This is a genomic window from Celeribacter sp. ULVN23_4 (genome assembly GCF_054788345.1).
The window spans coordinates 142,157-165,155 of sequence record NZ_JBTVYO010000005.1 but is presented as its reverse complement, the minus strand read 5'-3'; the positions used below and the strand labels follow the sequence as shown (position 1 = coordinate 165,155).

Here is a 22,999-nt window from a genome sequence, read left to right as displayed (position 1 = left end):
AGCCCATGTACCGACCGAACAATTCCGCCATCGACGATCCCGAGGTGCTGCGCCATGTGATGGCGGAGATCGGTTTTGCCGCCCTTGTGACGCCGCATGAGGCGGGGATCGAGATCACGCATGTGCCCGTGGTGGTGCGCGAAGAGAATGGCGGGACGGTCATTGAGACCCATCTCGCCCGCGCCAATGCCCATTGGAAGCTGGCGGGCGCAGGCTCGGTTCTGATTTTTCAGGGGCCACAGGCCTATGTCTCCCCGTCTTTCTATCCGTCGAAACAGGAACACGGCAAAGTCGTCCCGACATGGGCCTATATTGTCGTCCACGCCCACGGCGCGTTTGAGACCTTTGAGGGATCAGAAGCGCTGGGCGCGCATTTGAAGGCGTTGACCGACCGGCATGAGGCAGGCCGTGCCGAGCCTTGGTCCGTGTCTGACGCGCCTGTGCCCTATATCGCCGCGCTCAAACGCGGCATTGTCGGGCTACGCTTCACGGTCGGGCGGCTTGAGGGCAAATGGAAGGTCAACCAGCACCGGTCTCTCGAAGATCGCCAAGGCACCTATGACGGCCTCATGGCCGCCGGAGAGCAGGGCATCGATCTGGCGCAGGCATTGGCGAGTTTTCCGGACGGGGAGTGAGAGAGTGATGCCGGTTGATCTATCGCAGCATGAAAGCCCCCTCGAAAGGTCGAAGCGCCTGACGGATGTGGCGAAGCGCCGGTCGATTAAGTTTGCCGAAATGATGCGCTCTTTCCGTAGCGAGTACGAATATGACAAGTGTCCTGAATAGGAGGAGATTGCCATGGCGACCCGGCCAAAGATTTTGCAAATTGTCGAGGTAATACAGTCGATGGGAGTGGTGTTTGTCGCTCTTGCTGTTGTTGGCTGGGCTGCTTTCTATGTTCAAGCTTGTCACGCTGGGTTTGTTATTCGGCTTGCCTCATATGTCGCTATCTTTGCCGCTCTTTTGCTTTTGGCGCTCGCGACAAAACTAGGATTCAATTTAGCGAGAATATTTGGAGAGGGCCACTCAACATGTTTTGTTGTTACATTGGAGGCTGTGGTGTTTGTCTTGGTGCTTTCGACTTGCATGGTGCTAGGTCAATTTGCCTTGGATCAGTGGTCATATCGGCTAGACGATTGTTCCAACGCCGTTGGCTTTGAACTCCAAGCGTCCAGCAAAATGGAGGGATAGCATGGCAAAGAGCACGATTACACGCGGGCAAGTGTTCCATTGGCGGGGGGGGGAGAGGCGCGCGTCATGGCTGTCGCGGATGGATACGCGATGTGCCGGAAGAAAGGCTGCATGCTATTCGTCGTGAGCCTGAAAGAGATCCAGTAAAGGAGCCCGTTGCGGACTGCCGATTGTCAGACGTCCGAGCGGCGCTAGAATACCCCGCGACAAAGCACCAATGCGAAAGGCGCAGCCATGCTTCAGGACAAGAGAAACGAGCTTGATGCGGAGAAGCAGAAGAAAACCCTGACGCGTCTCGTGACGGCGCTCAGTGAGACAAATCCTGAGCTGTATTATCAATCGACCTCTGAAATTGCGGGGCTTTTGAAAGATGCGATTGATGAGGGGAAGAGCTTGAACGGCGAGGAGCGGCAATTGCTGCAACGCCTGTCCCTGCGCGATATCGAGGTGATGCTGAGCCTGCATTGAAGCTTGGCGATCCAGACAAAGAAAAGGCGCCCGGTGAGGCGCCTTTTTTATTCGGAATGAAGAGAGGGGATTAGCTCTCGATCTCCATGATCATATCGACCCGCGTGCCGTGGCGACCGCCTTCGAACTCGGTGGAGAGGAAGGCTTCGACGATGTCGAGCGCAAGCCCTTCGCCGATCACACGCGCCCCGAGGGAGAGCATGTTCGCGTCGTTATGCTGGCGGAGCATTTTGGCCGAGTAAGATTCGGAGCACACGCCGCAGCGGATGCCTTTGACCTTGTTTGCGGCCAGCATGATGCCTTGGCCGGTGCCGCAGAGGATGATGCCAAAGCGGCAATCGCCAGAGGCCACCAGTTTCGCAGCCGCTTCGCCGTGTTTCGGGTAATGCGTGCTTTCCGGCGTGGTCGGGCCGATGTCGACGGCTTCCCAGCCGAGGGAGGTGATATGGGCGGCAATCGCCTGACGCAGCTCAATGGCCGCGTGGTCGGAAGAGAGCGCGATGCGTTTGTTCTCGGTCATCAAATCGGTCCTTACACCAGTCGCGAGTTTTCTTTCGCCGCCCGGATGAAATCACGGAACAGCGGGGCAGGGGCAAAGGGTTTCGACTTCAGCTCCGGGTGGTATTGCACGCCGATGTACCAGGGGTGATCCTTGGCTTCGACGATCTCCGGCAGACGTCCGTCCGGCGACATGCCGGAGAAGATCAGACCGCAGTTTTCAAGCTGCTCACGGTATTTCGTGTCCACCTCATAACGGTGACGGTGGCGCTCTTCGATCTCGGTGGAGCCGTAAATCTCAGCGACTTTCGAACCTTCCTTGAGGCTGGCGGTGTAAGCGCCGAGGCGCATGGTGCCGCCTTTGTCATCGGTGGATTTGCGTTTGACCGTGTGGTTGCCCTGCACCCATTCCTTGAGGTGATAGACCACCGGTTCAAAGCGTTTCTTGCCGGCTTCGTGGTCGAACTCTTCGGACCCTGCGGATTTGATCCCGGCGAGGTTGCGGGCGGCCTCGATGACCGCCATCTGCATGCCGAGACAAATGCCGAGATAAGGCACCTTGCGTTCACGGGCGAATTTCGCCGCTTTGATTTTGCCTTCCGTGCCGCGCTCGCCGAAGCCGCCGGGCACCAGAATGGCGTCGAACCCTTCAAGATAGGGCGCGGGGTCTTCATGCTCGAAGGTTTCCGCATCGACCCATTCGACCTTGACCTTCACCCGGTTGGCCATGCCGCCGTGGGTGAGCGCTTCGCTGACCGACTTGTAAGCGTCTTCGAGCTGAACGTATTTGCCGACGATGGCGACTTTTACCTCGCCTTCCGGATTGAAAATCCGGTCCGCCACATCGTGCCACACCGCCAAATCCGGCTTCGGGGCAGGGGCGATGTTGAACGCATCGAGCACCGCCTGATCGAGACCTTCACGGTGATAAGCGAGCGGCGCTTCGTAGATGGATTTGAGATCGGGAGCCGCGATCACGTCCTCTTTGCGGACGTTACAGAACAGAGCGATTTTCTCGCGCTCTTTTTCCGGGATTGGATGCTCGGAGCGGCAGACCAGAACATTCGGCTGAAGACCGATGGTGCGCAGCTCTTTCACGGAGTGCTGCGTCGGTTTCGTTTTCAGCTCGCCAGAGGCCGTAATGTAGGGCAGCAGCGTCAGGTGCATGAAGATACACTGACCGCGCGGGCGGTCTTGGGCGAACTGACGGATGGCCTCGAAGAAGGGCAGGCCCTCGATGTCGCCCACGGTGCCGCCGATCTCGCAGAGCATGAAATCGACCTCGTCGTCACCGATTTCGATGAAGTCTTTGATCTCGTTGGTGACGTGCGGAATGACCTGAATGGTCTTGCCAAGGTAATCCCCGCGGCGCTCTTTCTCCAGCACGTTGGTGTAAATCCGGCCCGAGGACACGGAATCGGTCATCCGCGCCGACACGCCGGTGAACCGTTCGTAGTGACCCAGATCGAGGTCGGTCTCCGCCCCGTCATCGGTCACGAACACTTCGCCATGTTCGAACGGGCTCATCGTCCCGGGGTCCACGTTCAGGTAGGGGTCGAGTTTGCGCAAACGTACCGAATATCCGCGTGCTTGCAGCAAAGCGCCAAGGGCGGCCGATGCAAGACCTTTCCCGAGCGAAGAAACAACACCGCCGGTGATGAAGACATAGCGTGCCATGGGCTGGAGAGACTCCCGTGATAGTCCAAATTCTTGTCGACACGTTGTCCCAATGACCAATTCATCCGATCTTTTCGACCGGTTGGTCCCTGCTCAAAACAACGTGGTTCACGGGATTTAAGAAGTAACAGATTCGGTCATCCCGCGCAACCAAACCGCAACATGTTGAGGGGATTTTCCCCTCAACTCTCAAGGTATTGTTAACTTTTGGAAAGATCCGTCAGAACGGATCAGTCTGTCCCGATCAGTCGGCGCGCGGCGGCGCAACCGGAGAATCGGAGCTGCTCGGCGGCAGAAGATCGTCGCCCGACGGCAGCGCCGGCGTCGTTTCTTCGGTCGTGTCAGCCGGAAGCACATCTTCGACAGAGACGCCATCCATAACCGAGGAGGAGGCCGCATCCTTACGGGCCAGAACCGTCAGCGTCACCGAGGTGATGATGAACCCGATGGCGAAAATCCATGTCAGCTTGCTCAGAGCGGTCGCCGCAGCGCGCCCCGTCATGACGTCGCCGCTACCGCCCATGCCAAGACCGCCGCCCTCGGAACGCTGCAAGAGCACAATGCCGATGAGGCAGAGCGCGAGGATCAGGTGGATGACGAGAATGACATTTTCCATGGATCGGGCCTTTGAGGTCGTACGATGGGGCTACTTAAGTGGTCTGGCCCCATCACGCAACCCCGATTTGGCCCGATTTGGCCCCGATTTGCCCGTATCCCTCTGGAACGCGGCGCGGGAAGCACAAGGACTTGTCTTTCAGAGGCGTTTGGGCATTTTGACAGCATGACCGAGCGTTTTTTGATCCGTCCCGCTACTCTTAAAGATGCCCTTTCCATTGCGGAGGTGCAGGTCGCCGTCTGGCGCGCTGCCTATCGTGAGATTCTGCCGGATGCACTGATCGACAGGATGACGGTGCCGGATCGGGAAAAGGGCTGGGTCAAAATTCTGGACGCTTATGAAGCCTCCGGACGCGGCGCGGTGTTCGTGGCGGAGCAAGAGGGGGCTGTCGTCGGGTTCCTGTCCTGCGGCGATCAACGCGACGAGGATTTGCGCACCGCATTTCCCGGCGAAATTTCCGCCATCTATGTTGCAGCCCCGCGCCAAGGGATCGGCTCTGCGCTTATGTCTGCCGGGGCGCGTGCCCTGATCGACATGGGACACAGTTCAGCCGCCCTATGGGTGCTCACGGAAAACGCCCCCGCGCGCGCCTTCTATGAGGCCTTGGGCGGGGCACAGGCCGCAGAGCGGATCGACAACCGGCCCGAGGGCGGGATGAACGAAGTCGCCTATGGATGGAGTGCGCTTTCCGATTTGACTGGCTGATCTGCGCCTGTCCATCGCGAAAGCGGCGTTGATTTTTCCCGGCCATAGGGGCGAAAGGGTCCGACAAAAGTCCGACAGAAGTCCGACGCTTTGCCGACAGGTCAAAAGCTTGCGCAGATTAGGGTTTCATCGCCTTGCACGGATCGCTATACAGCCACGGGTTTTCATCCGTTCATAAGGACTCACTATGGCTAACGTCGTCGTTGTCGGCGCCCAATGGGGTGACGAGGGAAAAGGCAAGATCGTGGACTGGCTCTCGGAGCGCGCAGATGTGATCGCGCGGTTTCAAGGCGGTCATAACGCGGGCCACACGCTCGTCATCAACAATCAGGTGTACAAGCTGAACGCTCTGCCGTCCGGCGTGGTGCGTGGCGGCAAGCTGTCCGTGATCGGCAACGGTGTCGTGCTCGACCCGTGGCACCTTGTGAACGAGATCGCAAAGATCCGCGAACAGGGCGTCGATATTTCGCCGGAAACGCTGATGATCGCGGAAAACACGCCGCTGATCCTGCCGATCCACGGCGAGCTCGACCGCGCCCGCGAAGAGGCTGCTTCCAAAGGCACCAAGATCGGCACCACCGGCCGCGGCATCGGCCCGGCATATGAAGATAAAGTGGGCCGTCGTTCGGTACGCGTTGCCGATCTGGCCGACGAAGCCACGCTCGAATCCCGCGTTGATCGCGCGCTTCAGCACCATGATCCGCTGCGCAAAGGTCTCGGCATCGCGCCGGTTGACCGCGAGCGTTTGATCAATGATCTCAAAGACATCGCGAAAGAAATTCTGCCCTATGCCGGCCCGGTCTGGAAAGTGCTGAACGAAAAACGCAAAGCTGGCAAACGCATCTTGTTCGAAGGCGCGCAAGGCGCACTGCTCGACATCGACTTTGGCACCTATCCCTTCGTGACCTCTTCCAACGTGATCGCTGGTCAGGCTGCCACGGGCGTGGGCATCGGCCCGACCTCCATCGATTATGTGCTCGGCATCGTCAAAGCCTACACCACCCGCGTGGGTGAGGGGCCGTTCCCGACCGAGCTTCTGGACGAGGACGGCAACCGTCTTGGCACCCGTGGCCACGAGTTTGGCACGGTGACGGGCCGCAAACGTCGTTGTGGCTGGTTCGACGCCGCCCTCGTGCGTCAGACCTGCGCCACCTCCGGCGTGACCGGCATCGCCTTCACCAAGCTCGATGTGCTTGACGGCTTTGAGACGCTGAAGATCTGTGTGGGCTATGAACTGGACGGCGAAGTGCTCGATTTCCTGCCGTTCGCGGCCGAAGATCAGGCTCGCTGCACCCCGGTGTACGAAGAGATGCCCGGCTGGTCCGAGTCGACCGAAGGCGCACGCAGCTGGAACGATCTCCCGGCCAACGCGGTGAAATATGTCAAACGGGTCGAAGAGCTGATCGACTGCCCGGTGGCGCTTCTTTCCACTTCGCCGGAACGCGATGACACGATCCTCGTGACCGACCCGTTCGCGGACTGAGGCCGCACAGATGGCGCTCTCCTATAAGGCCCGTCGCCGTCTGGCTCTCGCGATCCTCGTTCTGGGTTTGCCCGGCTATATCGTCGTGGCGGTCAGTGTGCTGAGCCTGCTGAACCGTCCTTCGATCTGGGTCGAGCTTGGGGTCTATATCGGTCTTGGTGTGCTTTGGGCTTTCCCTCTGAAAGCCGTGTTCAAAGGCATCGGGCAACCTGATCCGGACGCGCCAAGCGGGACCAAGGACGACGAACACAGCTAACAAAAAGGCCGCCTCATCGGGCGGCCTTTTGATTTGCAATGTCTTGGTTTCCTTACGGTTTGAAGCGTGTCGTGCTCGAAACCGCGAACTGGCCGCGGCTTTGTTTCCGGATTTTGCCCTGACGCAGAAGCTGGCCAAACGCGCGGAGGCGTTCTTCGATCGGCACATCCTCCGGCGTCACGTCTTTCGCGAGCTGCATGAGCTGCGGGCGGGTGACCGTCTCGCGGCCCTGCACCAGATTCGAGTAGGCGGCAGCAGCCTCCAGAACGTCACAGAGGCCCTCGGCCCCTTGCTCCTCAATGAACTCCGGGAAGGAGATATTGATGTTCGGGGCTTCGAACGGGAGATCGTCCTCGATGGCAAGCGCTTCGCTTTCCGGCACGGCCATGAGAGCCGCACGGGAAACGCGGCGCGGCTGCACCGGGCTGATGTTGGCGCCGCCCGGCATATCCGTAGGCGTGTCGATGCGCTGTTCCGACACAAGCATCAGGGGCGGCAGTTGGCGCGTGCTATGCGTCCCGCTCTCAGGGCGACGCGGATGCACGACACGGGCAAGATCGGCCTTGTAGATTTTGGCCTCTTCCTCAGCCTCATCGTTGAGGTTGCGGTTCTTTTCCGCGCGGATCGCGGTGACGGCGGCTTTCAGATGTTGGATGGCGTTGCGGCGGCGGGTGTTTTCGCCCTTCGCCATTTCCTTGTCGGTCTCCTGCATGAGGCGCGACATGGACGCGTCGGAGGTTTCGAAGACATTGCGGTTGTCGTTGTCGTCGTCGAACTCCGCGCCGCCGGTGAGAAGGGAGAGGGAGGCCTCCGGGGCCTCGTCCTCGACGTCCTCGTCAATATCTGCGGCGATGGCCACTTCGGCCAGTTCGCGCATCAGATCTTCTTCGTCCTGGGCATCCAAGGTGGACGCACCAAGCTCACGGCGCAGCGTTTCTGTCAGCGTGACGGGCTCTTCCGTCTCGGCCAGAAAATCTTCGTCTTGATCGTCTTGGACCTCTGCTGCGGCGTCTTCTGCGGCGAGTTCTTCGATAATCTCGTCCGCGTCGACTTCTACAGCTTCAACTTTCTCAGTCGATTGTGCCTCGTTGGCATCGGCACGACGCATTCTCTCGACGCGCGCACGCACCCGGCTGATCGGATCATTGGACGCGGTCTCATCCTCCTTGACCTCTGCCAGACGGCTGGCTTCGGCGATGTCTGCGGCGAGATTCGGGTCCATCTCGTGCAGTTCGGTGTCCGTGTCGTCTTCTTCAGTTTCGGCCTCATCGGCCTCAACATCCGTTGCGGCTACGGCGTCTTCTTCACTAAGCACGAGGGGGCTCGACAGGCTGTCGTCTTCGGTCTCGTCCGAAGCTTCCTCAGCCTCAAGCGCAGGCTCCTCATGCGTCGCGACATCTTCGGTGACTTCGCTCTCATCCTCTGCTGCTGCGGAAGCTTCCTCATCGGCCAGATCGTTGTTCATCTCTGCGATGATTGCAGCCGCCTCTTGAAACGGTGCAGCGGTGCGGGACAGTTCTTCGGCTTCGGCTTCGGCTTCGGCTTCGGCTTCGGCTTCGGCTTCTGGCTCCGGGGCTAGGACAGCAGCAGGTTCGGCAGGGGATTCGGAAATCTCTTCCGCGATCTCGGCTTCTTCGGCGAGATCGGAGGCAATGACTTCGTCTGCAACTTCTTCAGTGGCGATTTCTGCAGACGGGACGACGTCTTCTTGAGGCTCGTCTTGGACGTCATCGACGTCATAAGAGCTGAGAGGCGCCGCTTGAAGCGGTTCGTCTTCCAGCATCTCTTGTTCAAAACTGTCACGAGCGGGGGCGGTGCCGAAGCTCATGTCATCGTTCTGTTCTTCTGCGAAGTCAGCCTGATTGCGTTGCGCGACGGCTGCGCGAATGCGCTCCAGCTTGTCCGCGATAGAGCCGCTCTCAAGTGTGGCATGCGCAACAGGTTCTACGCGGGCCGCGGCAGCCGTCGCCGATTCGGGCTTCGTGGCCGGTTTCTCAGCAGAGACTTCAGCCGCAGCAATGGGCTGCGGTTGTTCTTGGTTAACGGGCGCGGGGTGCGACTCTGCTGTCTGATTAGGGGCCTGTGCGGGGGCGCTGGCGGGCGGAGGAGGGGATGGGGGAACGGACGGTGTGCTGCGCTCTGCGCGCGGCTCGGGCGCGGCGGCTTCGGTCGGTTCCGCGGTCTCTTTATCCATCTGGCGCAGAACAAGATTGCCTTCCTGAACGCGTGCCTCCACACGACGCTGGATTTCTTTTTCCGCAATGGAATGAAGCATTTGGGGGTCGGGCGTCGGCGGCTCAGCCCCGAAGTAGCGATCATCAGCAGCGAGATCGCGAAAATACTCTGCAATAGAACGCATCGTAGAGAATGGGTCGTCAAACCCCTCCAGCGTACAGGAGAATGTCCCATATGATACGGTTAGAATTTTACTCTCGTTTACCATTATAAATCCCCGCCTTCCCTAATACCCACCGAGCCCTCTTTAACCAAGACTACTCTGCAAAACTGATCAAAACAGGGAAAGGCTAATGATCTTTTCCTGTCCAAAATATGGCAGAGCGGTTAACGACACACCTATGACGTGCATTGAATTTTTGCTTCAAACTGAAAAAAGAGTCACTCTGGTCGGCGGAGGGGCTGTTTCGCCTGCGAGCCTCACAAAAGCTCTATCATACACATGCCATTTGGTGGCTGCTGATGGTGGTGCGGATAGAGCTTTGGCCCTTGGGCACATGCCGGAATACGTGATTGGCGACCTCGATAGTCTGAGTAATTCGGCCCGTGCGCGGATTCCTCACACAAATTTGTGCCACATTTCGGAGCAGGACAGCACCGATTTCGAGAAGAGTTTGACGCAGATCAAAGCGCCGTTGATTCTCGGTGTCGGCTTCACCGGGGCAAGAATCGATCATGAGCTTGCGGTCTACACGACACTCGCGCGTTTCCCCGACCGCCGTTGCATTATTCTGGGCGAGGAAGACATCTGTTTCATGGCGCCGCCGGAGCTTTGTTTCACGACTAAGCCCGGAGATCGCGTCTCTCTTTATCCGATGGGGCCGGTGACAGGACGTTCGGAAGGGCTACATTGGCCGATTGACGAGATTGCCTTTGCTCCTGACGGGCGGGTCGGAACATCGAACATGGCCGAGGGTGATCAGGTGACGCTGACTTTCGATCGTCCCGGCATGATGGTGATCTTGCCGCGAGACTATCTGAGCGAGGAGTTGGTCGACCGCTATGTGAACGCGCCGATTTGGGGTGTCGCCGGAGAGTGACCCCTAAAGCGCGGTCGGATCGCCGGGTATGGCCGGTTTGCGCTGGTTCACGCGTTCGCGGTGAATGAGGTAGAGCCCTGAGGCGACGATCACGGCGATGCCGATCCAGACCATCGGGGCAGGGAAATCGCCGAAGACGAGAAATCCGGCCAGCGTCGAGAAGGCCAGTTCCAGATAGGACAGGGGTGCGATGGTGGCGGAAGGTGCGTTCTTGAGTGCGAGCGTAAGCCCCTGATGCGAGATCGTCGCCGCGACGCCGACGCCCAGAAGCCAAAGCCAGTCGCGGCCTGAGGGCATGCTCGGATCGAACAATCCGCCAGAGCCATCGAAGATCACCAGAAGCGGCAGCGCCACGACCAAGGTCGCCAGCGCGGTGGAGGCCTGAAGGGCTACGGGGTGGTAATGGCGCAGAGCGCGGGTCACGAGCATGTAGCAGGCAAAGAAGAAGCCGGAGGCGAGCGGCAGAAGCGCGGCTGAGCCGAAGGCCACCAGCCCCGGACGCACGACGATCAACACACCGACAAACCCGGTGAGCGAGGCGATGATCCGGCGTGGCCCGACCTCTTCTCCGAACAGCGCCCAGCCGAAGAGCAAAAGAATGAACGGCTCGACAAAGGTGATCGCCAGCGCATTGGCCAGTGGCATCACGGACACGGCCCAGACAAAGGTGAAGGTCGCCGCGAGCGTGAACAGTCCGCGCAGGAAGATCAGCGCCCCGTCGCGTTGGGACATTAGCAAAGGCAGGCCGAGCCCCAAAGCGACAGGCAGCAAAAGCCCGCCCTGTACAAGAAACCGCGCGGCCGTGATCTGGCCGATGGCGTGATGCGCGGAGGCAAGTTTTGCAAAAACGTCGATCATCGGTGCAATGGCGCAAAAGGCCAGCATCATGACCATGCCGAACAGCGGTCGATCTTGGGAGGGGCTTGGTTTACTCATGCGCTCTTGTTGGCGGGAAACACGCCGCGCGCAAGTCACTTTCAGGCATCAGGCCGTGTGAGAATATAAAGAGCCCCCAGCGCGATCAGCACAGCCTGTACCGCGATCCACAGCCAGGGGACGCCCATAAGTGTCGTGGGCACAAAGCTCAGCATCATCATGGAGATCGACAATACTTTGATACGGCGAGGGATTGCTCCGGTCTCTTCCCATGCTCGGATCGTCGGGCCGAAATGCGCGTGGTTGAGCAACCATTGCCGCAAACGCGGTGAGCCTTTGGTGAAAAAGAAGGCGGCAAGGATGAGAAAGCCGGTGGTGGGCATGACGGGAAGCACCGCGCCGATGAAACCAAGCGCGACACAAAGCCATCCGAGGGTGAGGTGGAGGTATTTCGACATCCGGTCCGTCATGTCTTGCGTGTATATCCTATCCCCTTACCTGATCATTTACGTCAGTTGTGGAGCATGTCCAGCGACTTGCGCCGGATTTTGCCTATCCAAATGGTCGCAGCAGCCCTATAAGCGAACAGATATAAACATCTCCATTCGTTGCGTTGGGAGCCGCCATGTCCGACACACTCTCTCCGATCGACACTGCGAAATTCGTCGCGGCCAAGAAGGCTTTGGAATTTGTCGAAGACGGTATGAAGCTCGGTCTTGGGACAGGATCGACGGCGGCATGGATGGTGCGTCTTCTCGGGGAGATGGTGCGCGAGGAAGGACTTGATATCATTGGTGTGCCGACCTCTTCGCGGACGGCGGAACTGGCGCGGCAACAGGGTATTCGTGTCGCATCGCTCGATGACGTAAAATGGCTTGACCTGACGATTGACGGCGCCGACGAGTTTGATGACGAGTTGAACCTGATCAAGGGCGGCGGCGGTGCGCTGTTGCAGGAGAAAATCGTCGCGACGGCTTCGGACCAGATGATCGTGATCACCGATGTCTCTAAAGAGGTCGGTATGCTGGGGAATTTCCCGCTCCCGATCGAAGTGATCCCATTCGGCTGGCAAACCACGAAAGCGCTGGTCGAGGAAACCTTGGTTTCCATGGACGTGCTGGGGCAGCAATCGACGCTGCGGATGAATGGCAATGTCGCCTACATCACGGACGAGGGAAACCACATTATCGACCTGCACCTGCAGCGCATCGGCAATGCCCGCCAGCTTGCTCTCGTGCTCAACCAAATTCCCGGCGTCGTTGAGAACGGCCTTTTTATCGACATTTGCGACAAGGTCATCATCGGCCACGGCGATGGCCGGGTGACGACGAAAGACATCGTGTCCGGCGAGATGCGAGATGATTACGTCGAGTTTGAAGACAGCGAGAATATCTTCGTTGATCTCGACTGAACCCGCGTTCTACCTCTGAAACTGCAAAGACCCCGTGCAAAAGGCGCGGGGTTTTCCTTTCGCATCAAACCGCCTACATCTACCCGCAACTTTAGAATTCTTCCAAAAGGGCGAGACAGATGGATTTCGACTATGATCTCTTCGTGATCGGTGGGGGCTCCGGCGGGGTGCGTGCGGCGCGGCTGACGGCAGCGGGCGGCCAGAAAGTGGCAATGGCGGAGGAATTCCGCATGGGCGGCACCTGCGTGATCCGGGGCTGTGTGCCGAAGAAACTCATGGTTTTCGCCTCGCAATACTCCGCCGCGGCTGACGAGGCCGGCAAATACGGCTGGGACGTGAAACTGGGCAAGTTCGAATGGTCGGGCTTTCAGAAAAAGCTGAAAGCCGAGCTGTCGCGCCTCGAAGGTATCTACACCAAGAACGCGGGCAATGCCGGTGTCGAAATTCTGCACCAGCGCGCGACCGTCAAAGATGCGCACACCGTTGTGCTCGCCGATGGGACCGAGAAGACCTCCAAGCACATTCTCGTCGCGGTCGGTGGCACCCCGTTTGTGCCGGAGCAAACGCCGGGCATCGAACATGCGATCACCTCGAACGAGATTTTCGACATTCCGGAACTGCCGAAGAAAATCCTGATCGTCGGTGGCGGCTATATCGCCTGTGAATTCGCCTGTATCTTCAATGGTCTCGGCTCCGAGGTGACACAGGTCTATCGCGGCGCGCAAATCCTGCGCGGTTTTGACGATGAGGCGCGCGGCCACATCGCAGAGCTGATCGAAGGGCAGGGCGTCAAGCTGCATGTCGGCACGGACATCGAGCGGTTGGAAAAACGCAAGGACGGCATCTGGGTCAAAACCACCGATGGGCGCGAGGCGACCTTTGATGTGGTGCTTTATGCCACGGGGCGCAAACCGGCGACGGCGGGGCTTGGTCTTGAAGAGGCTGGCGTTGAGCTTGGCCGCAATGGTGAGATCAAGGTCGACGACTACAGCCAGACCAACATCCCGTCGATCTTTGCCGTGGGCGATGTAACGGACCGCATCCAGCTGACGCCCGTCGCGATCCGCGAGGCGGTGGCCTTCCACGAGACTGTGTTCAAAGGTAACCCGATGAAGCCGGACCACGCCAATGTGCCCTCCGCGATTTTCACTCAGCCGGAATACGGCGCGGTCGGCCTGACCGAGGAACAGGCGCGCGACGAAGGCCCGGTCGAGGTCTATACCGCCGCCTTCCGCCCGATGCAGAACAGCTTCATCGAGAAGAACGAGCGCGTGATGTTCAAGCTGATCGTGTGTCAGGAAACGCGCAAAGTGCTTGGTTGTCACATCATCGCGCCGCACGCAGGCGAGATGATCCAGCTTGCTGGCGTTGCGGTGAAAATGGGCGCGACCAAGGAAGATTTCGACGCGACCGTGGCGGTGCACCCGACCATGGCCGAGGAAATCGTTCTGATGAAGACGCCGACCCGCGTTCACAACTGACCTGTCCTGACGCCGGGGCGGCTGATTTCATGCGAGAAAGACCGGGAGTTCCCCGCTCCTGCTCTTGAAAATCGGCCCCGGAAAGAACAGGTTGAGAAAGAGCCTCGACCCGGCGGGACATTCCCACCGGGTCGGACCCATATGTAAAAGAGGAAATGACCTTAATGGCCAGCAACAATGGCGGTCCCTGGGGCGGCGGCGGTGGCAACCGACCGACGGGCCCCTCGGGGGGAGACAACCGTGGGGGAGACAATCGTGGCAATAACGGACGGCGTCCGGGCGATCAGCCACAAATCCCCGAAATCGATGAGATGCTCAACAAGGGCAACGAATACCTGAAAGTCCTGATGGGCGGCAAAGGCGGCGGCACAGGTCGTCCCGGCGGCTCCGGTTCGGGTGGTCCCGGTTTCAACAAAGGCACCATTGGCCTTGTGGTGCTCGGCGCGGCCGCGCTTTGGGCTTATTCCTCTTTCTATACAGTCCAGCCGCAGGAGAACGGTGTCGAACTGTTCTTGGGTGAATATCACCGTACCACGGGCGAAGGTCTGCGTTTTGCGCCTTGGCCTGTCGTGACCCATGAGAAAGTGCTGACCACCGCACGCCGGACCGAGACCATCGGCAAGGGCAGCGGCGCGGACAGCGGTCTCATGCTGACCACGGACGAGAACATTGTCGACATCGACTTCAGCGTCGTCTGGACGGTGAAAGATCCGCAGCAATACCTGTTCAACCTCGCGGACCCGCGCGGCACCATTCAGGCCGTGTCCGAATCTTCGATGCGCGAGATTATCGCGGCCTCGAAACTGGCCCCGATCCTCAACCGGGATCGTGCGCAGATCGGTGTCGACGCCAAAGACCTGATCCAATCGACCCTCGACGGGCTCAATTCCGGGATCGCCATTCAACTGGTCAACCTCGACAAGGCCGATCCGCCTTCCGAAGTGATCGACGCTTTCCGCGACGTGCAAGCCGCCGAGCAGGAACGCGATCAGCTTGAACGTCAGGCCGACGCCTATGCCAACACGGTTGTGGCGGGTGCGCGCGGTACTGCGGCGCAGATCGTTGAAGAGGCCGAAGCTTACCGCTCGCAGGTCGTCAACGAAGCCGAAGGTGAGGCGTCACGCTTTACCTCCGTTCTGACCGAGTACAAGAACGCTCCCGAAGTGACGCGCAAGCGTCTCTATCTTGAAGCGATCGAAGAGGTCTACGGCGGGATGGATAAGATCATCCTCGACGAAGGCGCATCCGGTCAGGGCGTTGTGCCTTACCTGCCGCTCAATGAGCTAAAGAAATCGACGACCGATGAGGGAGCGAACTGATGAAGAAACTTCCTATTCTTTTCGCCGCGATTTTCCTTGTGGTCGTTCTGGTGATGTCTTCGCTGTTCATCGTGGACGAACGCCAAAAGGCGCTCGTGCTGCAATTCGGTCAGATCAAGGCCGTGAAGGAAGAGCCGGGTCTCGGCTTTAAAATTCCGTTCATCCAGAATGTCGAATATTTCGATGACCGTATCCTGTCGCTCGACACGGCTGCCATTGAGGTTACGCCTTCTGACGACCGTCGTCTCGTTGTGGACGCCTTCGCGCGGTTCCGCATCAGCGATGTCGAGGCCTTCAAACGGAACATGCCGCTTGGCATGTCGCAGGCCCGTCAGGAACTTCAGGGCATTCTGCTCGACCGTATCCGGGTTGTGCTCGGTGAAGATGGGGTGACGTCCAACACCATCCTGTCTTCTGATCGTGCCGCTCTGATGCAGAAGATCACCGTACAGTCGCGCGTCCGTGCGCAGGGCTTCGGGATCGAGGTGATCGACGTGCGCCTCAAACAGACGAACCTGCCGGAGCAGAACCTTGATGCGACTTTTGCGCGGATGAGTGCGGAACGTGCCCGTGAGGCTGCTGACGAGCGTGCGCGCGGTAAAGAAGCCGCGCAGCGTGTGCGTGCGCAGGCGGATCGTACCGTGGTCGAGCTTGAGTCTGATGCGCGTCGTCAGGCAGAGATCACCCGCGGTGAAGCCGATGCGGAGAAAAACCGGATTTATGCCGATGCCTATGGCGCCGACCCGGATTTCTTCCAATTCTACCGCTCGCTTGATGCCTACCGTCAGGGGCTGAAAGGCTCCAACACCACGATGGTGATGTCGCCGGACAGCGAATTCTTCGATTACCTGAAATCGGATCAAGGCAACCAATGAGCTTTCTGATCCTCGCTGTAGGATTGGTGCTTTGTATGGAGGGGCTGGTGCTTGCACTGGCCCCTTCGCGTTTGGAGGAAGCACTCAAAGCCTTTTCCGAACTTCCCCTGTCCACCCGCCGTCTCATCGGATTGGGGGCTATGGCCATCGGTGTGGTACTGGTCGCTCTGGCACGGCGGGCGCTTGGGCTATGACGCAGGACTTTAACACTGGACTTTAACACGGGGCTGTGAGCGCTCACGTGATCTCGGCATTGCGTGCTCAAAAGAGGGGCGATTTGTCGTCAGAATTCCCCCTTTTCGCGCCGTCTTTGGCCTTGTCACACCCGGCTCACATGCTGTTGACTAAATGCGACAGGGTTTGAGTTGTGCCGCGTGGCCCCCATCTGTACCCCGAAAAGGCAGTTGTCGCGCAGGGGGCCGATGCTCTCGCGCAATCCAATACGGAGGACCGATTACCGATGACACAGGCTCGCGCCGTTTCCCTTCCCATGCGTGCCCCGCGCACCGATCTGAGAACGCTTTTCCTTGCGTTGGTCGGCGCACTTGCACTCATGTTCCAATCCGTCGCCGCAGAGGCGCGCGGGGCCCCGGAAAGCTTTGCCGATCTCGCCGAAAAGGTCAGCCCTGCCGTGGTCAACATCACCACCACGACGATGATCGAAGCGTCGACGGATCAACAACCTGTCGTGCCCGAAGGCTCCCCGTTTGAGGATTTCTTCCGCGATTTCATGGACCGCAACGGTCAGGGCCAACATGGTCCGCGTCGTTCGCAGGCCCTTGGCTCCGGCTTCGTGATCTCTGAAGACGGCTATATCGTCACCAACAACCACGTGATCGAAGGCGCCGACGAAATTTCCATCGAGTTCTTCGAAGGCTTCACGCTTCCGGCGAAACTGGTCGGGACCGACCCGAAAACGGATATCGCCGTGCTGAAAGTCGAAAGCGACAAGCCGCTGAAATTCGTTCCCTTCGGCGACAGCGATGCCTCCCGCGTTGGCGATTGGGTCATGGCGATGGGTAACCCGCTGGGTCAGGGCTTCTCCGTGTCCGCAGGGATCGTATCCCAGCGTGGCCGTGCTCTTTCTGGCGCCTATGACGATTACATTCAGACCGACGCCGCGATCAACCGTGGGAACTCCGGCGGCCCGCTCTTCAACATGGACGGTCAGGTCATCGGTGTGAACACCGCGATCCTGTCGCCGAACGGTGGCTCGATCGGCATCGGTTTCTCGATGGCCTCGAACGTCGTGTCGAAAGTTGTCGATCAGCTCAAACAGTACGGCGAAACCCGTCGCGGCTGGCTCGGCGTCCGCATTCAGGACGTGACCGACGATGTTGCCGAAGCCATGGGGCTTGATGCCGCCAAAGGCGCTCTGGTCACCGATGTGCCGGATGGCCCGTCGAAAGACGCAGGCATTGAAAGCGGCGACGTGATCCTGTCCTTCGACGGCAAAGAAGTCACCGATACCCGTGAACTGGTGCGCACCGTAGGCGAGACCGAGGTCGGCAAAGCCGTCCGTGTCGTGGTGTTCCGCGATGGCAAAACCCAGACGCTGATGGTCACGCTGGGCCGCCGGGAAGACGCTGAAAGCACCTCTTTCCCCGAGGATGCACCCGCTGCGGAGCAGGCACCGCAATCCGAGCAGATGATGGGCCTGACCCTGCAGCCGCTCGATGACACGCTGCGCGAAGAACTGGGTATCTCCGCTGGCACCGATGGTCTGGCCGTTGTGGAAGTGGACGAAGCTTCTGAGGCCTACACGAAAGGCCTGCGCGCTGGTGACGTGATCACCGAAGCCGGTCAGCAGAAGGTGACGAGCTTCTCCGATCTGCAGGCCCGTGTGGGCGAAGCCGAGGACGCCGGTCGCAAAACCGTGCTTCTTCTGGTCCGCCGTGCAGGTGAGCCGCGCTTCGTGGCGCTGGGTGTTGAGGAATAACACCTAATGCGTTTCGACTTAAACCTGAATCAGGGTTTGAGCAGAAACGCGGAGCAACGTCCAAGCGGAGCGGGCGTTTCGACTTTATGTGATAGATCAAGTTAAAGTCGAAACGCTTTAGGCATAGACAAAAGAAAAGGCGGTCCCGATGGGCCGCCTTTTTTGTATCTATTTGGGAAGTTCCCGTCCTCAGAGGGTTAGCCTTCGCGCGCAACTTCCTTAAGTCCAAGCTGACGCGCCGCTGCGATGGAGAGGACATCGCTGTCGACCCCCTGTTCCACCTGATAGGCCCGGATCGCCCGCCGCGTGGCATGGTCCATCTTGCCGTTGACGTTGCCGTGGAAATAGCCACGCACCGCGAGCGCGCGCTGAATGGAGGAAATGAACTCCGGGGTCCAATCTTCAAGGCACAGGGTTTCGAACCAAAGCTCTTTGCGTTCTCGCACGATTTCCTGACGGGTTTCGGTCCGGTAGACAGCGGGGTAGGCCACAGCACCATTGGTGTCGATCTGTGGCGGTTGGACCATCACCTGTTCGGTGACGGTTTCGATGATCGCCGGGGTGACATGGCGGGCATAGCAAGACGCTGGATCGGCGCCGGGCGGCGCGCCGGGCGTGTCGGCGGCCCGCAGGATTTCTTCTTCCGGTGCGGACATCTGACAGGCGGACAGCAGAACGGCCATCACGGCAAGCGAGAGGGGCAGGGAAGGTCTGGCTGGTGTCATCGCTCTGCTCTTGTTGCGCCTCTTCGGGCTTTCCGAAATATTAACGCGCCTTTCCCGAATTCCAAAGCAGGAAAGGCGGAGCTTGTGGGCGCAGATGGGGCGGCGTGCCTAAAAACTGGTCTCGGGGCTGTGCATCGTGGGGAAATCCTCAGTTTTGACAGAACTGGACCCGGAGTCGCGGCGGAATGGCCCTTTTCTCAGGGCGAGCTGCGCGATAAGCCTGTGGCGACGCAAAAGATGCGAAAAGAAGGACAAGCCAATGGTCAAGATCACCTATGTCGAATTCGGCGGAACCGAACATGTCGTGGACGTTCCTGTCGGACGTACCGTCATGGAAGGCGCCCGTGATAACGGCGTTCCGGGCATTGACGCCGACTGTGGCGGCGCCTGCGCCTGCTCCACCTGCCATGTCTATGTCTCCCCCGATTGGGTCGAGAAGCTCCCGGAAAAGGACGACATGGAAGAAGATATGCTCGATTTTGCCTTCGAGCCCGATCCCGTACGCTCCCGTCTGACCTGCCAGATCAAGGTCACCGAGGACATTGACGGCCTTGTCGTCAACATGCCCGAAAAGCAGATCTGATGCTGAAACTGGCCACCTGGCTCGCCTTGGTGGCCAGCCCGCTTGCCGCCGCCGAGATCGCCTCCGCCCGCTACAGCGCGCCGACAGAGGTCTACGGCCATGGCGCGGTCAGAGACGGCGAGTATGCGCGGATGGTGGTCACGCTGGATGACGGCACCGCGCGCGATGTGTCCTTCAAGAAAAGCGTGTTCGAGGATACCGCGCCGCGTCTCCACGATTTCAACGGTGATGGCGCGCCCGAGATCGTCACGGTCGTGAGCGGTTTCGTGACGGGCGCTTGGGTGCAGGTTTGGTTCCTCGATGATCAGGACCGCCTGATCCCCGCCAAGGCGAGCGCGCCCATCGGGACGCGCCACCGCTGGCTCGCCATTGCCGGGATTGCGGATTTTGACGGCGATGGCCTAGACGAAATCGTCTACGTTGATCGCCCGCATCTCGTGAAAGAGCTGAAACTCCTGCCGGTTGATCTCTCCGCCGAAGGTATGCTCGTACCATCAATTTCCGCCCCCGGTCTCACCAATCATCACCTTGGGTCTGATGTGATCGAGGGCGGTTTGCGCACCTGCCTGGATGACGTCCCGGTGATCGTAACCGCCAATGCGGAGTGGACGCAGATCATGGAAACCCGCTGGCAGGCGGGCGCGCTGATCTCGACGCCGGTTGCGCCCTACGAGGGGCCGGAGAGTTTCTCCCCCTATCTGCGCTGCCAATAATCGCATCTGACGCCTTTCGGAAACTTTCGCACCAGTTCGGCGCGGCGGGGCTGAAACTTCTGCGCCAACCCGCCGTTTTGCCTCTGGTTCCCGGGCGCATCCCACTGCAAAACTCCGGGTCAGAATAAAAAACGAAGGCCCGCTATGTCCTCCCATGTCCTGACCGTCACCTGTCCCTCGAAACGCGGCATTGTCGCCGGTATCTCCGCGAAGCTCGCGGAATTGGGATGCAATATCACAGATTCCGCTCAATTCGACGATCCGGTGACGGATCAGTTCTTCATGCGGGTGAGTTTTGTGTCGGAGAAGGGGCTGACACGCGATGAGCTGATCTCCGAGTTCACGCCCGTTGCCGAAGCGTTCGAGATGCAATGGGCGGTCCATGACGAAGAGAAGAAGATGAAAGTGGTGATCATGGTGTCCCGCTTTGGGCATTGCCTGAACGATCTTCTCTACCGCTGGCGCATCGGGGCTTTGCCGATCGACATCGTGGCGGTGGTGTCCAATCACATGGAGTATCAAAAGCTCGTCGTGAACCACGACATCCCGTTCTATCAAGTGCGTGTGACGAAAGAGAACAAACCGCAGGCCGAAGCCCGCCTGATGGAGATCGTCGAGGACAGTGGCGCGGAACTCATCGTTCTGGCGCGCTACATGCAAATCCTGTCGGATCAGCTTTGCAAGAAAATGTCCGGTCGGATCATCAATATCCACCACTCTTTCCTACCGTCCTTCAAGGGCGCGAACCCTTATAAACAGGCGTTTGAGCGCGGCGTGAAACTGATCGGGGCGACGGCGCATTACGTGACCGCTGATCTGGATGAGGGGCCGATCATTGAACAAGACACGATCCGTGTGACCCATGCGCAATCGCCGGAAGATTACGTGTCCTTGGGCCGCGATGTGGAAGCGCAAGTGCTGTCCCGTGCGATCCACGCGCATATTCATCACCGGGTGTTCATCAACGGCACCAAAACGGTGGTCTTTCCGGCCTCTCCGGGGAGCTATGCGTCGGAACGTATGGGGTAAGGCGCGATCAGTCCGTAAGGGTCGATCAAGCGCTCCAGTGGAGCGAGTGAAGCGCCGAACGCGCCCGCATACTTGTGGGCACCGGGCAAAAGAGCCAGTCATCGAAAAGGGGCGCTGCCCCTCTGGCTCCGCCATTCACCCCGGGATATTTGACGACAAAAGAAGCACGCGCCCTCAGTCGCTCTGAGGCCTTGGCGTGTGCCTCTGTCCCGTGATCCGGAACAGAGGGCTTCTTCTGTCACGGTCATCGGCGTCCCCGCCTGTACCGTGCAGTTATCTTGGCGCATTAAAGTTAATCGCCGCTTAACCGCTTTTCTTTTGTCTGGAAATATCCCGGGGGTTTGGGGGCTGGCCCCCAATTGGTCATGTGTTTGGGGGCTGGCCCCCAATTGGTCGTGTGTTTGGAGCAAGTCCTGCAGACAGAAAAAAGGCGCGCCGTTCGAGCGCGCCTTTTGATCTGTCGCGACAGCCGCACGATCACGGCGTCAGGCTTTTGCACCGAAGTTCAAACCGGAGGGCCATTCGAGCCTTGGGTGCCATTCGCAAGGTGGTTATGGCACGGGTAAGGTTAATAAAACCTTATCTCGCGCCGATTATTTCAGAGCGCGCCAGCCGATGTCGGAGCGGTTAAACCCTTCCGGCCAGTCGATCTGATCAATCATGGCATAGGCACGGTCACGGGCTTCCTGCAAGCTGTCGCCGCGTGCGGTGACGTTCAGGACGCGCCCGCCGGTCGCGACGATCTGGCCGTCTTTCTTGGCGGTGCCTGCGTGGAAGACCATGTTCATGCTGTCCTCAGGCAGGGTGTCCAGTCCTTTGATTGCAGAGCCTTTTTCATAGGCCCCCGGATAGCCTTTTGCCGCCATCACAACGGTCATGGCGTGATCGTCGGCCCAGTTCACCTTGGCCTGGTCAAGCGTGCCTTCAGCGGTCGCAAGGAGCAGGTCCAACGCCTGAGCGCCGAGGCGCATCATCAGCACCTGACATTCCGGGTCGCCGAAACGGCAGTTGTATTCGACAAGGCGCGGCTGGCCGTCTTTGATCATGAAGCCTGCGTAAAGCACACCTTGATAGGGCATGCCGCGTTTCGCCATTTCGACAACCGTGGGTTTGACGATTTCGTCCATGGCTTTCTGGATGACGCTGTCGGTCATCACCGGGGCGGGGGAATAGGCGCCCATGCCGCCGGTGTTGAGGCCGGTGTCGCCATCGCCGACGCGTTTGTGGTCTTGTGCCGTGCCCACGGGCAGGACGTTTTCACCATCGCAGAGGATGAACCAGGACGCCTCTTCGCCGTCCATGAATTCTTCGATCACGACCTCTGCGCCCGCGCCGCCGAAGGCCCCGCCGAACATGTCGTCGATGGCGTCGAGCGCGGTGTCGAGATCCATTGCAACGATCACGCCTTTGCCTGCGGCCAGACCATCGGCCTTCACCACAATGGGCGCGCCTTGTTCGCGGATATAGGCTTTGGCTTTTTCTGCGTCGTCAAAGCGCGCATAGCCAGCGGTCGGTGCACCGGAGGCGTCGCAGATTTCCTTGGTGAAGCCTTTCGACGCCTCAAGTTGCGCAGCGGCTTTCGACGGGCCGAAGGTCAAAACACCTGCAGCGCGCAGATCGTCGGCGACACCGGCGGCCAAGGGCGCTTCCGGGCCGATGATCACGAAATCGATGGCGTTTTCCTCAACGAAGGACACGACAGCGGCGCCGTCGTTGATGTCGAAGGACGCGCATTCGGCAATCGCGGCGATGCCCGCATTTCCGGGCGCCACGATCAGCTTGTCGCATTTCGGGTTTTGCATCACCGCCCATGCCAGCGCATGTTCACGTCCGCCGCTGCCCAGGATAAGGATGTTCATCAACGCTCTCCGCTTCACCT

General features: G+C 59.4%; 24 protein-coding genes. 16 read left to right on the top strand and 8 right to left on the bottom strand.

Annotated features, from left to right (window positions below; genetic code table 11):
* The first annotated feature begins 5 nt into the window (after positions 1-5).
* The 3 genes from ACYBHZ_RS12735 to ACYBHZ_RS12725 all read left to right on the top strand — a co-directional run bounded on the left by ACYBHZ_RS12735 (position 6) and on the right by ACYBHZ_RS12725 (position 1,659).
* Complete coding sequence (locus ACYBHZ_RS12735) at positions 6-635, top strand: FMN-binding negative transcriptional regulator (RefSeq protein ID WP_460274665.1); 630 nt, start codon at positions 6-8, stop codon at positions 633-635.
* A gap of 163 nt (positions 636-798) precedes the next feature.
* A complete protein-coding gene (locus tag ACYBHZ_RS12730; protein ID WP_460274664.1) occupies positions 799-1,191 on the top strand; it encodes a hypothetical protein in 393 nt (130 codons plus the stop codon).
* Between the two features lie 234 nt (positions 1,192-1,425).
* On the top strand, positions 1,426-1,659 hold the full coding sequence (locus tag ACYBHZ_RS12725) for a hypothetical protein (RefSeq protein ID WP_460274663.1): 234 nt from the start codon (positions 1,426-1,428) through the stop codon (positions 1,657-1,659).
* 70 nt (positions 1,660-1,729) lie between these two features.
* Here ACYBHZ_RS12725 and rpiB read toward each other — a convergent pair whose 3' ends face one another.
* The 3 genes from rpiB to secG form a co-directional block, all read right to left on the bottom strand.
* Positions 1,730-2,179 carry a ribose 5-phosphate isomerase B gene (gene rpiB, locus ACYBHZ_RS12720; RefSeq protein WP_460274662.1) on the bottom strand — a complete coding sequence of 150 codons (450 nt, stop codon included), beginning with the start codon at positions 2,177-2,179 and terminating at the stop codon, positions 1,730-1,732.
* Between the two features lie 11 nt (positions 2,180-2,190).
* On the bottom strand, positions 2,191-3,834 hold the full coding sequence (locus ACYBHZ_RS12715; RefSeq protein ID WP_460274661.1) for a CTP synthase: 1,644 nt from the start codon (positions 3,832-3,834) through the stop codon (positions 2,191-2,193).
* 244 nt (positions 3,835-4,078) lie between these two features.
* On the bottom strand, positions 4,079-4,450 hold the full coding sequence (gene secG, locus ACYBHZ_RS12710) for a preprotein translocase subunit SecG (RefSeq protein ID WP_460274660.1): 372 nt from the start codon (positions 4,448-4,450) through the stop codon (positions 4,079-4,081).
* Positions 4,451-4,615: 165 nt separating this feature from the next.
* Here secG and ACYBHZ_RS12705 point away from each other — a divergent pair, with 165 nt between their 5' ends.
* The 3 genes from ACYBHZ_RS12705 (at position 4,616) to ACYBHZ_RS12695 (ending at position 6,894) form a co-directional block, all read left to right on the top strand.
* A complete protein-coding gene (locus ACYBHZ_RS12705; RefSeq protein WP_460274659.1) occupies positions 4,616-5,155 on the top strand; it encodes a GNAT family N-acetyltransferase in 540 nt (179 codons plus the stop codon).
* A 187-nt stretch (positions 5,156-5,342) separates the two neighbouring features.
* Positions 5,343-6,638, top strand: coding sequence for an adenylosuccinate synthase (locus tag ACYBHZ_RS12700; RefSeq protein ID WP_460274658.1), 1,296 nt, complete (start codon positions 5,343-5,345; stop codon positions 6,636-6,638).
* Between the two features lie 10 nt (positions 6,639-6,648).
* The gene (locus ACYBHZ_RS12695; protein ID WP_460274657.1) at positions 6,649-6,894 is read left to right on the top strand and encodes a DUF2842 domain-containing protein; all 246 of its coding nucleotides are present in this window, start codon (positions 6,649-6,651) and stop codon (positions 6,892-6,894) included.
* Between the two features lie 52 nt (positions 6,895-6,946).
* On the opposite strand, the gene ACYBHZ_RS12690 is transcribed toward ACYBHZ_RS12695, so the two are convergent.
* The gene (locus ACYBHZ_RS12690) at positions 6,947-9,253 is read right to left on the bottom strand and encodes an SPOR domain-containing protein (protein WP_460274656.1); all 2,307 of its coding nucleotides are present in this window, start codon (positions 9,251-9,253) and stop codon (positions 6,947-6,949) included.
* 169 nt (positions 9,254-9,422) lie between these two features.
* On the opposite strand from ACYBHZ_RS12690, the gene ACYBHZ_RS12685 reads away from it, so the two are divergent.
* Positions 9,423-10,169 (top strand): thiamine diphosphokinase, encoded by a 747-nt coding sequence (locus tag ACYBHZ_RS12685; RefSeq protein ID WP_460274655.1) that lies wholly within the window; start codon positions 9,423-9,425, stop codon positions 10,167-10,169.
* 3 nt (positions 10,170-10,172) lie between these two features.
* Here ACYBHZ_RS12685 and ACYBHZ_RS12680 read toward each other — a convergent pair whose 3' ends face one another.
* The gene (locus tag ACYBHZ_RS12680) at positions 10,173-11,105 is read right to left on the bottom strand and encodes a DMT family transporter (protein WP_460274654.1); all 933 of its coding nucleotides are present in this window, start codon (positions 11,103-11,105) and stop codon (positions 10,173-10,175) included.
* 41 nt (positions 11,106-11,146) lie between these two features.
* Positions 11,147-11,515: a YbaN family protein gene (locus ACYBHZ_RS12675; protein ID WP_460274653.1), complete on the bottom strand. Its 369-nt coding sequence runs from the start codon at positions 11,513-11,515 to the stop codon at positions 11,147-11,149.
* A gap of 155 nt (positions 11,516-11,670) precedes the next feature.
* On the opposite strand from ACYBHZ_RS12675, the gene rpiA reads away from it, so the two are divergent.
* The 6 genes from rpiA (at position 11,671) to ACYBHZ_RS12645 (ending at position 18,070) form a co-directional block, all read left to right on the top strand.
* Entirely contained in the window at positions 11,671-12,456 is a 786-nt protein-coding gene (rpiA, locus tag ACYBHZ_RS12670) for a ribose-5-phosphate isomerase RpiA (protein WP_460274652.1), read from the top strand.
* Between the two features lie 119 nt (positions 12,457-12,575).
* Positions 12,576-13,937: a glutathione-disulfide reductase gene (gene gor, locus ACYBHZ_RS12665; protein ID WP_460274651.1), complete on the top strand. Its 1,362-nt coding sequence runs from the start codon at positions 12,576-12,578 to the stop codon at positions 13,935-13,937.
* Between the two features lie 164 nt (positions 13,938-14,101).
* A complete protein-coding gene (gene hflK / locus ACYBHZ_RS12660) occupies positions 14,102-15,256 on the top strand; it encodes an FtsH protease activity modulator HflK (protein WP_460274650.1) in 1,155 nt (384 codons plus the stop codon).
* Positions 15,256-16,131: a protease modulator HflC gene (hflC, locus tag ACYBHZ_RS12655; RefSeq protein WP_460274649.1), complete on the top strand. Its 876-nt coding sequence runs from the start codon at positions 15,256-15,258 to the stop codon at positions 16,129-16,131. The genes hflK and hflC overlap by 1 nt, the downstream gene beginning before the upstream one ends.
* Positions 16,128-16,325 (top strand): DUF2065 domain-containing protein, encoded by a 198-nt coding sequence (locus ACYBHZ_RS12650; RefSeq protein WP_460274648.1) that lies wholly within the window; start codon positions 16,128-16,130, stop codon positions 16,323-16,325. Before hflC ends, ACYBHZ_RS12650 begins: the two co-directional genes overlap by 4 nt.
* A gap of 266 nt (positions 16,326-16,591) precedes the next feature.
* Positions 16,592-18,070 (top strand): DegQ family serine endoprotease, encoded by a 1,479-nt coding sequence (locus ACYBHZ_RS12645; RefSeq protein ID WP_460274647.1) that lies wholly within the window; start codon positions 16,592-16,594, stop codon positions 18,068-18,070.
* Between the two features lie 197 nt (positions 18,071-18,267).
* Here ACYBHZ_RS12645 and ACYBHZ_RS12640 read toward each other — a convergent pair whose 3' ends face one another.
* Positions 18,268-18,795: a peptidoglycan-binding domain-containing protein gene (locus ACYBHZ_RS12640; protein WP_460274646.1), complete on the bottom strand. Its 528-nt coding sequence runs from the start codon at positions 18,793-18,795 to the stop codon at positions 18,268-18,270.
* A gap of 259 nt (positions 18,796-19,054) precedes the next feature.
* On the opposite strand from ACYBHZ_RS12640, the gene ACYBHZ_RS12635 reads away from it, so the two are divergent.
* The 3 genes from ACYBHZ_RS12635 (at position 19,055) to purU (ending at position 21,120) form a co-directional block, all read left to right on the top strand.
* The gene (locus tag ACYBHZ_RS12635; protein WP_460274645.1) at positions 19,055-19,378 is read left to right on the top strand and encodes a 2Fe-2S iron-sulfur cluster-binding protein; all 324 of its coding nucleotides are present in this window, start codon (positions 19,055-19,057) and stop codon (positions 19,376-19,378) included.
* Positions 19,378-20,091 carry an FG-GAP repeat domain-containing protein gene (locus ACYBHZ_RS12630; protein ID WP_460274644.1) on the top strand — a complete coding sequence of 238 codons (714 nt, stop codon included), beginning with the start codon at positions 19,378-19,380 and terminating at the stop codon, positions 20,089-20,091. The genes ACYBHZ_RS12635 and ACYBHZ_RS12630 overlap by 1 nt, the downstream gene beginning before the upstream one ends.
* Positions 20,092-20,235: 144 nt before the next feature.
* Positions 20,236-21,120 (top strand): formyltetrahydrofolate deformylase, encoded by an 885-nt coding sequence (gene purU, locus ACYBHZ_RS12625; RefSeq protein ID WP_460274643.1) that lies wholly within the window; start codon positions 20,236-20,238, stop codon positions 21,118-21,120.
* 593 nt (positions 21,121-21,713) lie between these two features.
* Here purU and purD read toward each other — a convergent pair.
* Positions 21,714-22,979, bottom strand: coding sequence for a phosphoribosylamine--glycine ligase (gene purD / locus ACYBHZ_RS12620; RefSeq protein WP_460274642.1), 1,266 nt, complete (start codon positions 22,977-22,979; stop codon positions 21,714-21,716).
* Positions 22,980-22,999 lie beyond the last annotated feature (20 nt).

Bases quoted from the DNA above. Each gene is read 5' to 3' on its own strand.
- ACYBHZ_RS12705 (WP_460274659.1), top strand. From the start codon at position 4,616: ATGACCGAGCGTTTTTTGATCCGTCCCGCTACTCTTAAAGATGCCCTT.
- ACYBHZ_RS12690 (WP_460274656.1), bottom strand. From the start codon at position 9,253: ATGCGTTCTATTGCAGAGTATTTTCGCGATCTCGCTGCTGATGATCGC.
- ACYBHZ_RS12730 (WP_460274664.1), top strand. From the start codon at position 799: ATGGCGACCCGGCCAAAGATTTTGCAAATTGTCGAGGTAATACAGTCG.
- gor (WP_460274651.1), top strand. From the start codon at position 12,576: ATGGATTTCGACTATGATCTCTTCGTGATCGGTGGGGGCTCCGGCGGG.
- ACYBHZ_RS12675 (WP_460274653.1), bottom strand. From the start codon at position 11,515: ATGACGGACCGGATGTCGAAATACCTCCACCTCACCCTCGGATGGCTT.
- rpiB (WP_460274662.1), bottom strand. From the start codon at position 2,179: ATGACCGAGAACAAACGCATCGCGCTCTCTTCCGACCACGCGGCCATT.
- ACYBHZ_RS12640 (WP_460274646.1), bottom strand. From the start codon at position 18,795: ATGACACCAGCCAGACCTTCCCTGCCCCTCTCGCTTGCCGTGATGGCC.
- purD (WP_460274642.1), bottom strand. From the start codon at position 22,979: ATGAACATCCTTATCCTGGGCAGCGGCGGACGTGAACATGCGCTGGCA.
- ACYBHZ_RS12695 (WP_460274657.1), top strand. From the start codon at position 6,649: ATGGCGCTCTCCTATAAGGCCCGTCGCCGTCTGGCTCTCGCGATCCTC.
- hflC (WP_460274649.1), top strand. From the start codon at position 15,256: ATGAAGAAACTTCCTATTCTTTTCGCCGCGATTTTCCTTGTGGTCGTT.
- ACYBHZ_RS12635 (WP_460274645.1), top strand. From the start codon at position 19,055: ATGGTCAAGATCACCTATGTCGAATTCGGCGGAACCGAACATGTCGTG.
- hflK (WP_460274650.1), top strand. From the start codon at position 14,102: ATGGCCAGCAACAATGGCGGTCCCTGGGGCGGCGGCGGTGGCAACCGA.
- ACYBHZ_RS12735 (WP_460274665.1), top strand. From the start codon at position 6: ATGTACCGACCGAACAATTCCGCCATCGACGATCCCGAGGTGCTGCGC.
- ACYBHZ_RS12685 (WP_460274655.1), top strand. From the start codon at position 9,423: ATGATCTTTTCCTGTCCAAAATATGGCAGAGCGGTTAACGACACACCT.
- purU (WP_460274643.1), top strand. From the start codon at position 20,236: ATGTCCTCCCATGTCCTGACCGTCACCTGTCCCTCGAAACGCGGCATT.
- ACYBHZ_RS12715 (WP_460274661.1), bottom strand. From the start codon at position 3,834: ATGGCACGCTATGTCTTCATCACCGGCGGTGTTGTTTCTTCGCTCGGG.
- ACYBHZ_RS12725 (WP_460274663.1), top strand. From the start codon at position 1,426: ATGCTTCAGGACAAGAGAAACGAGCTTGATGCGGAGAAGCAGAAGAAA.
- rpiA (WP_460274652.1), top strand. From the start codon at position 11,671: ATGTCCGACACACTCTCTCCGATCGACACTGCGAAATTCGTCGCGGCC.
- ACYBHZ_RS12700 (WP_460274658.1), top strand. From the start codon at position 5,343: ATGGCTAACGTCGTCGTTGTCGGCGCCCAATGGGGTGACGAGGGAAAA.
- ACYBHZ_RS12645 (WP_460274647.1), top strand. From the start codon at position 16,592: ATGACACAGGCTCGCGCCGTTTCCCTTCCCATGCGTGCCCCGCGCACC.
- secG (WP_460274660.1), bottom strand. From the start codon at position 4,450: ATGGAAAATGTCATTCTCGTCATCCACCTGATCCTCGCGCTCTGCCTC.
- ACYBHZ_RS12650 (WP_460274648.1), top strand. From the start codon at position 16,128: ATGAGCTTTCTGATCCTCGCTGTAGGATTGGTGCTTTGTATGGAGGGG.
- ACYBHZ_RS12630 (WP_460274644.1), top strand. From the start codon at position 19,378: ATGCTGAAACTGGCCACCTGGCTCGCCTTGGTGGCCAGCCCGCTTGCC.
- ACYBHZ_RS12680 (WP_460274654.1), bottom strand. From the start codon at position 11,105: ATGAGTAAACCAAGCCCCTCCCAAGATCGACCGCTGTTCGGCATGGTC.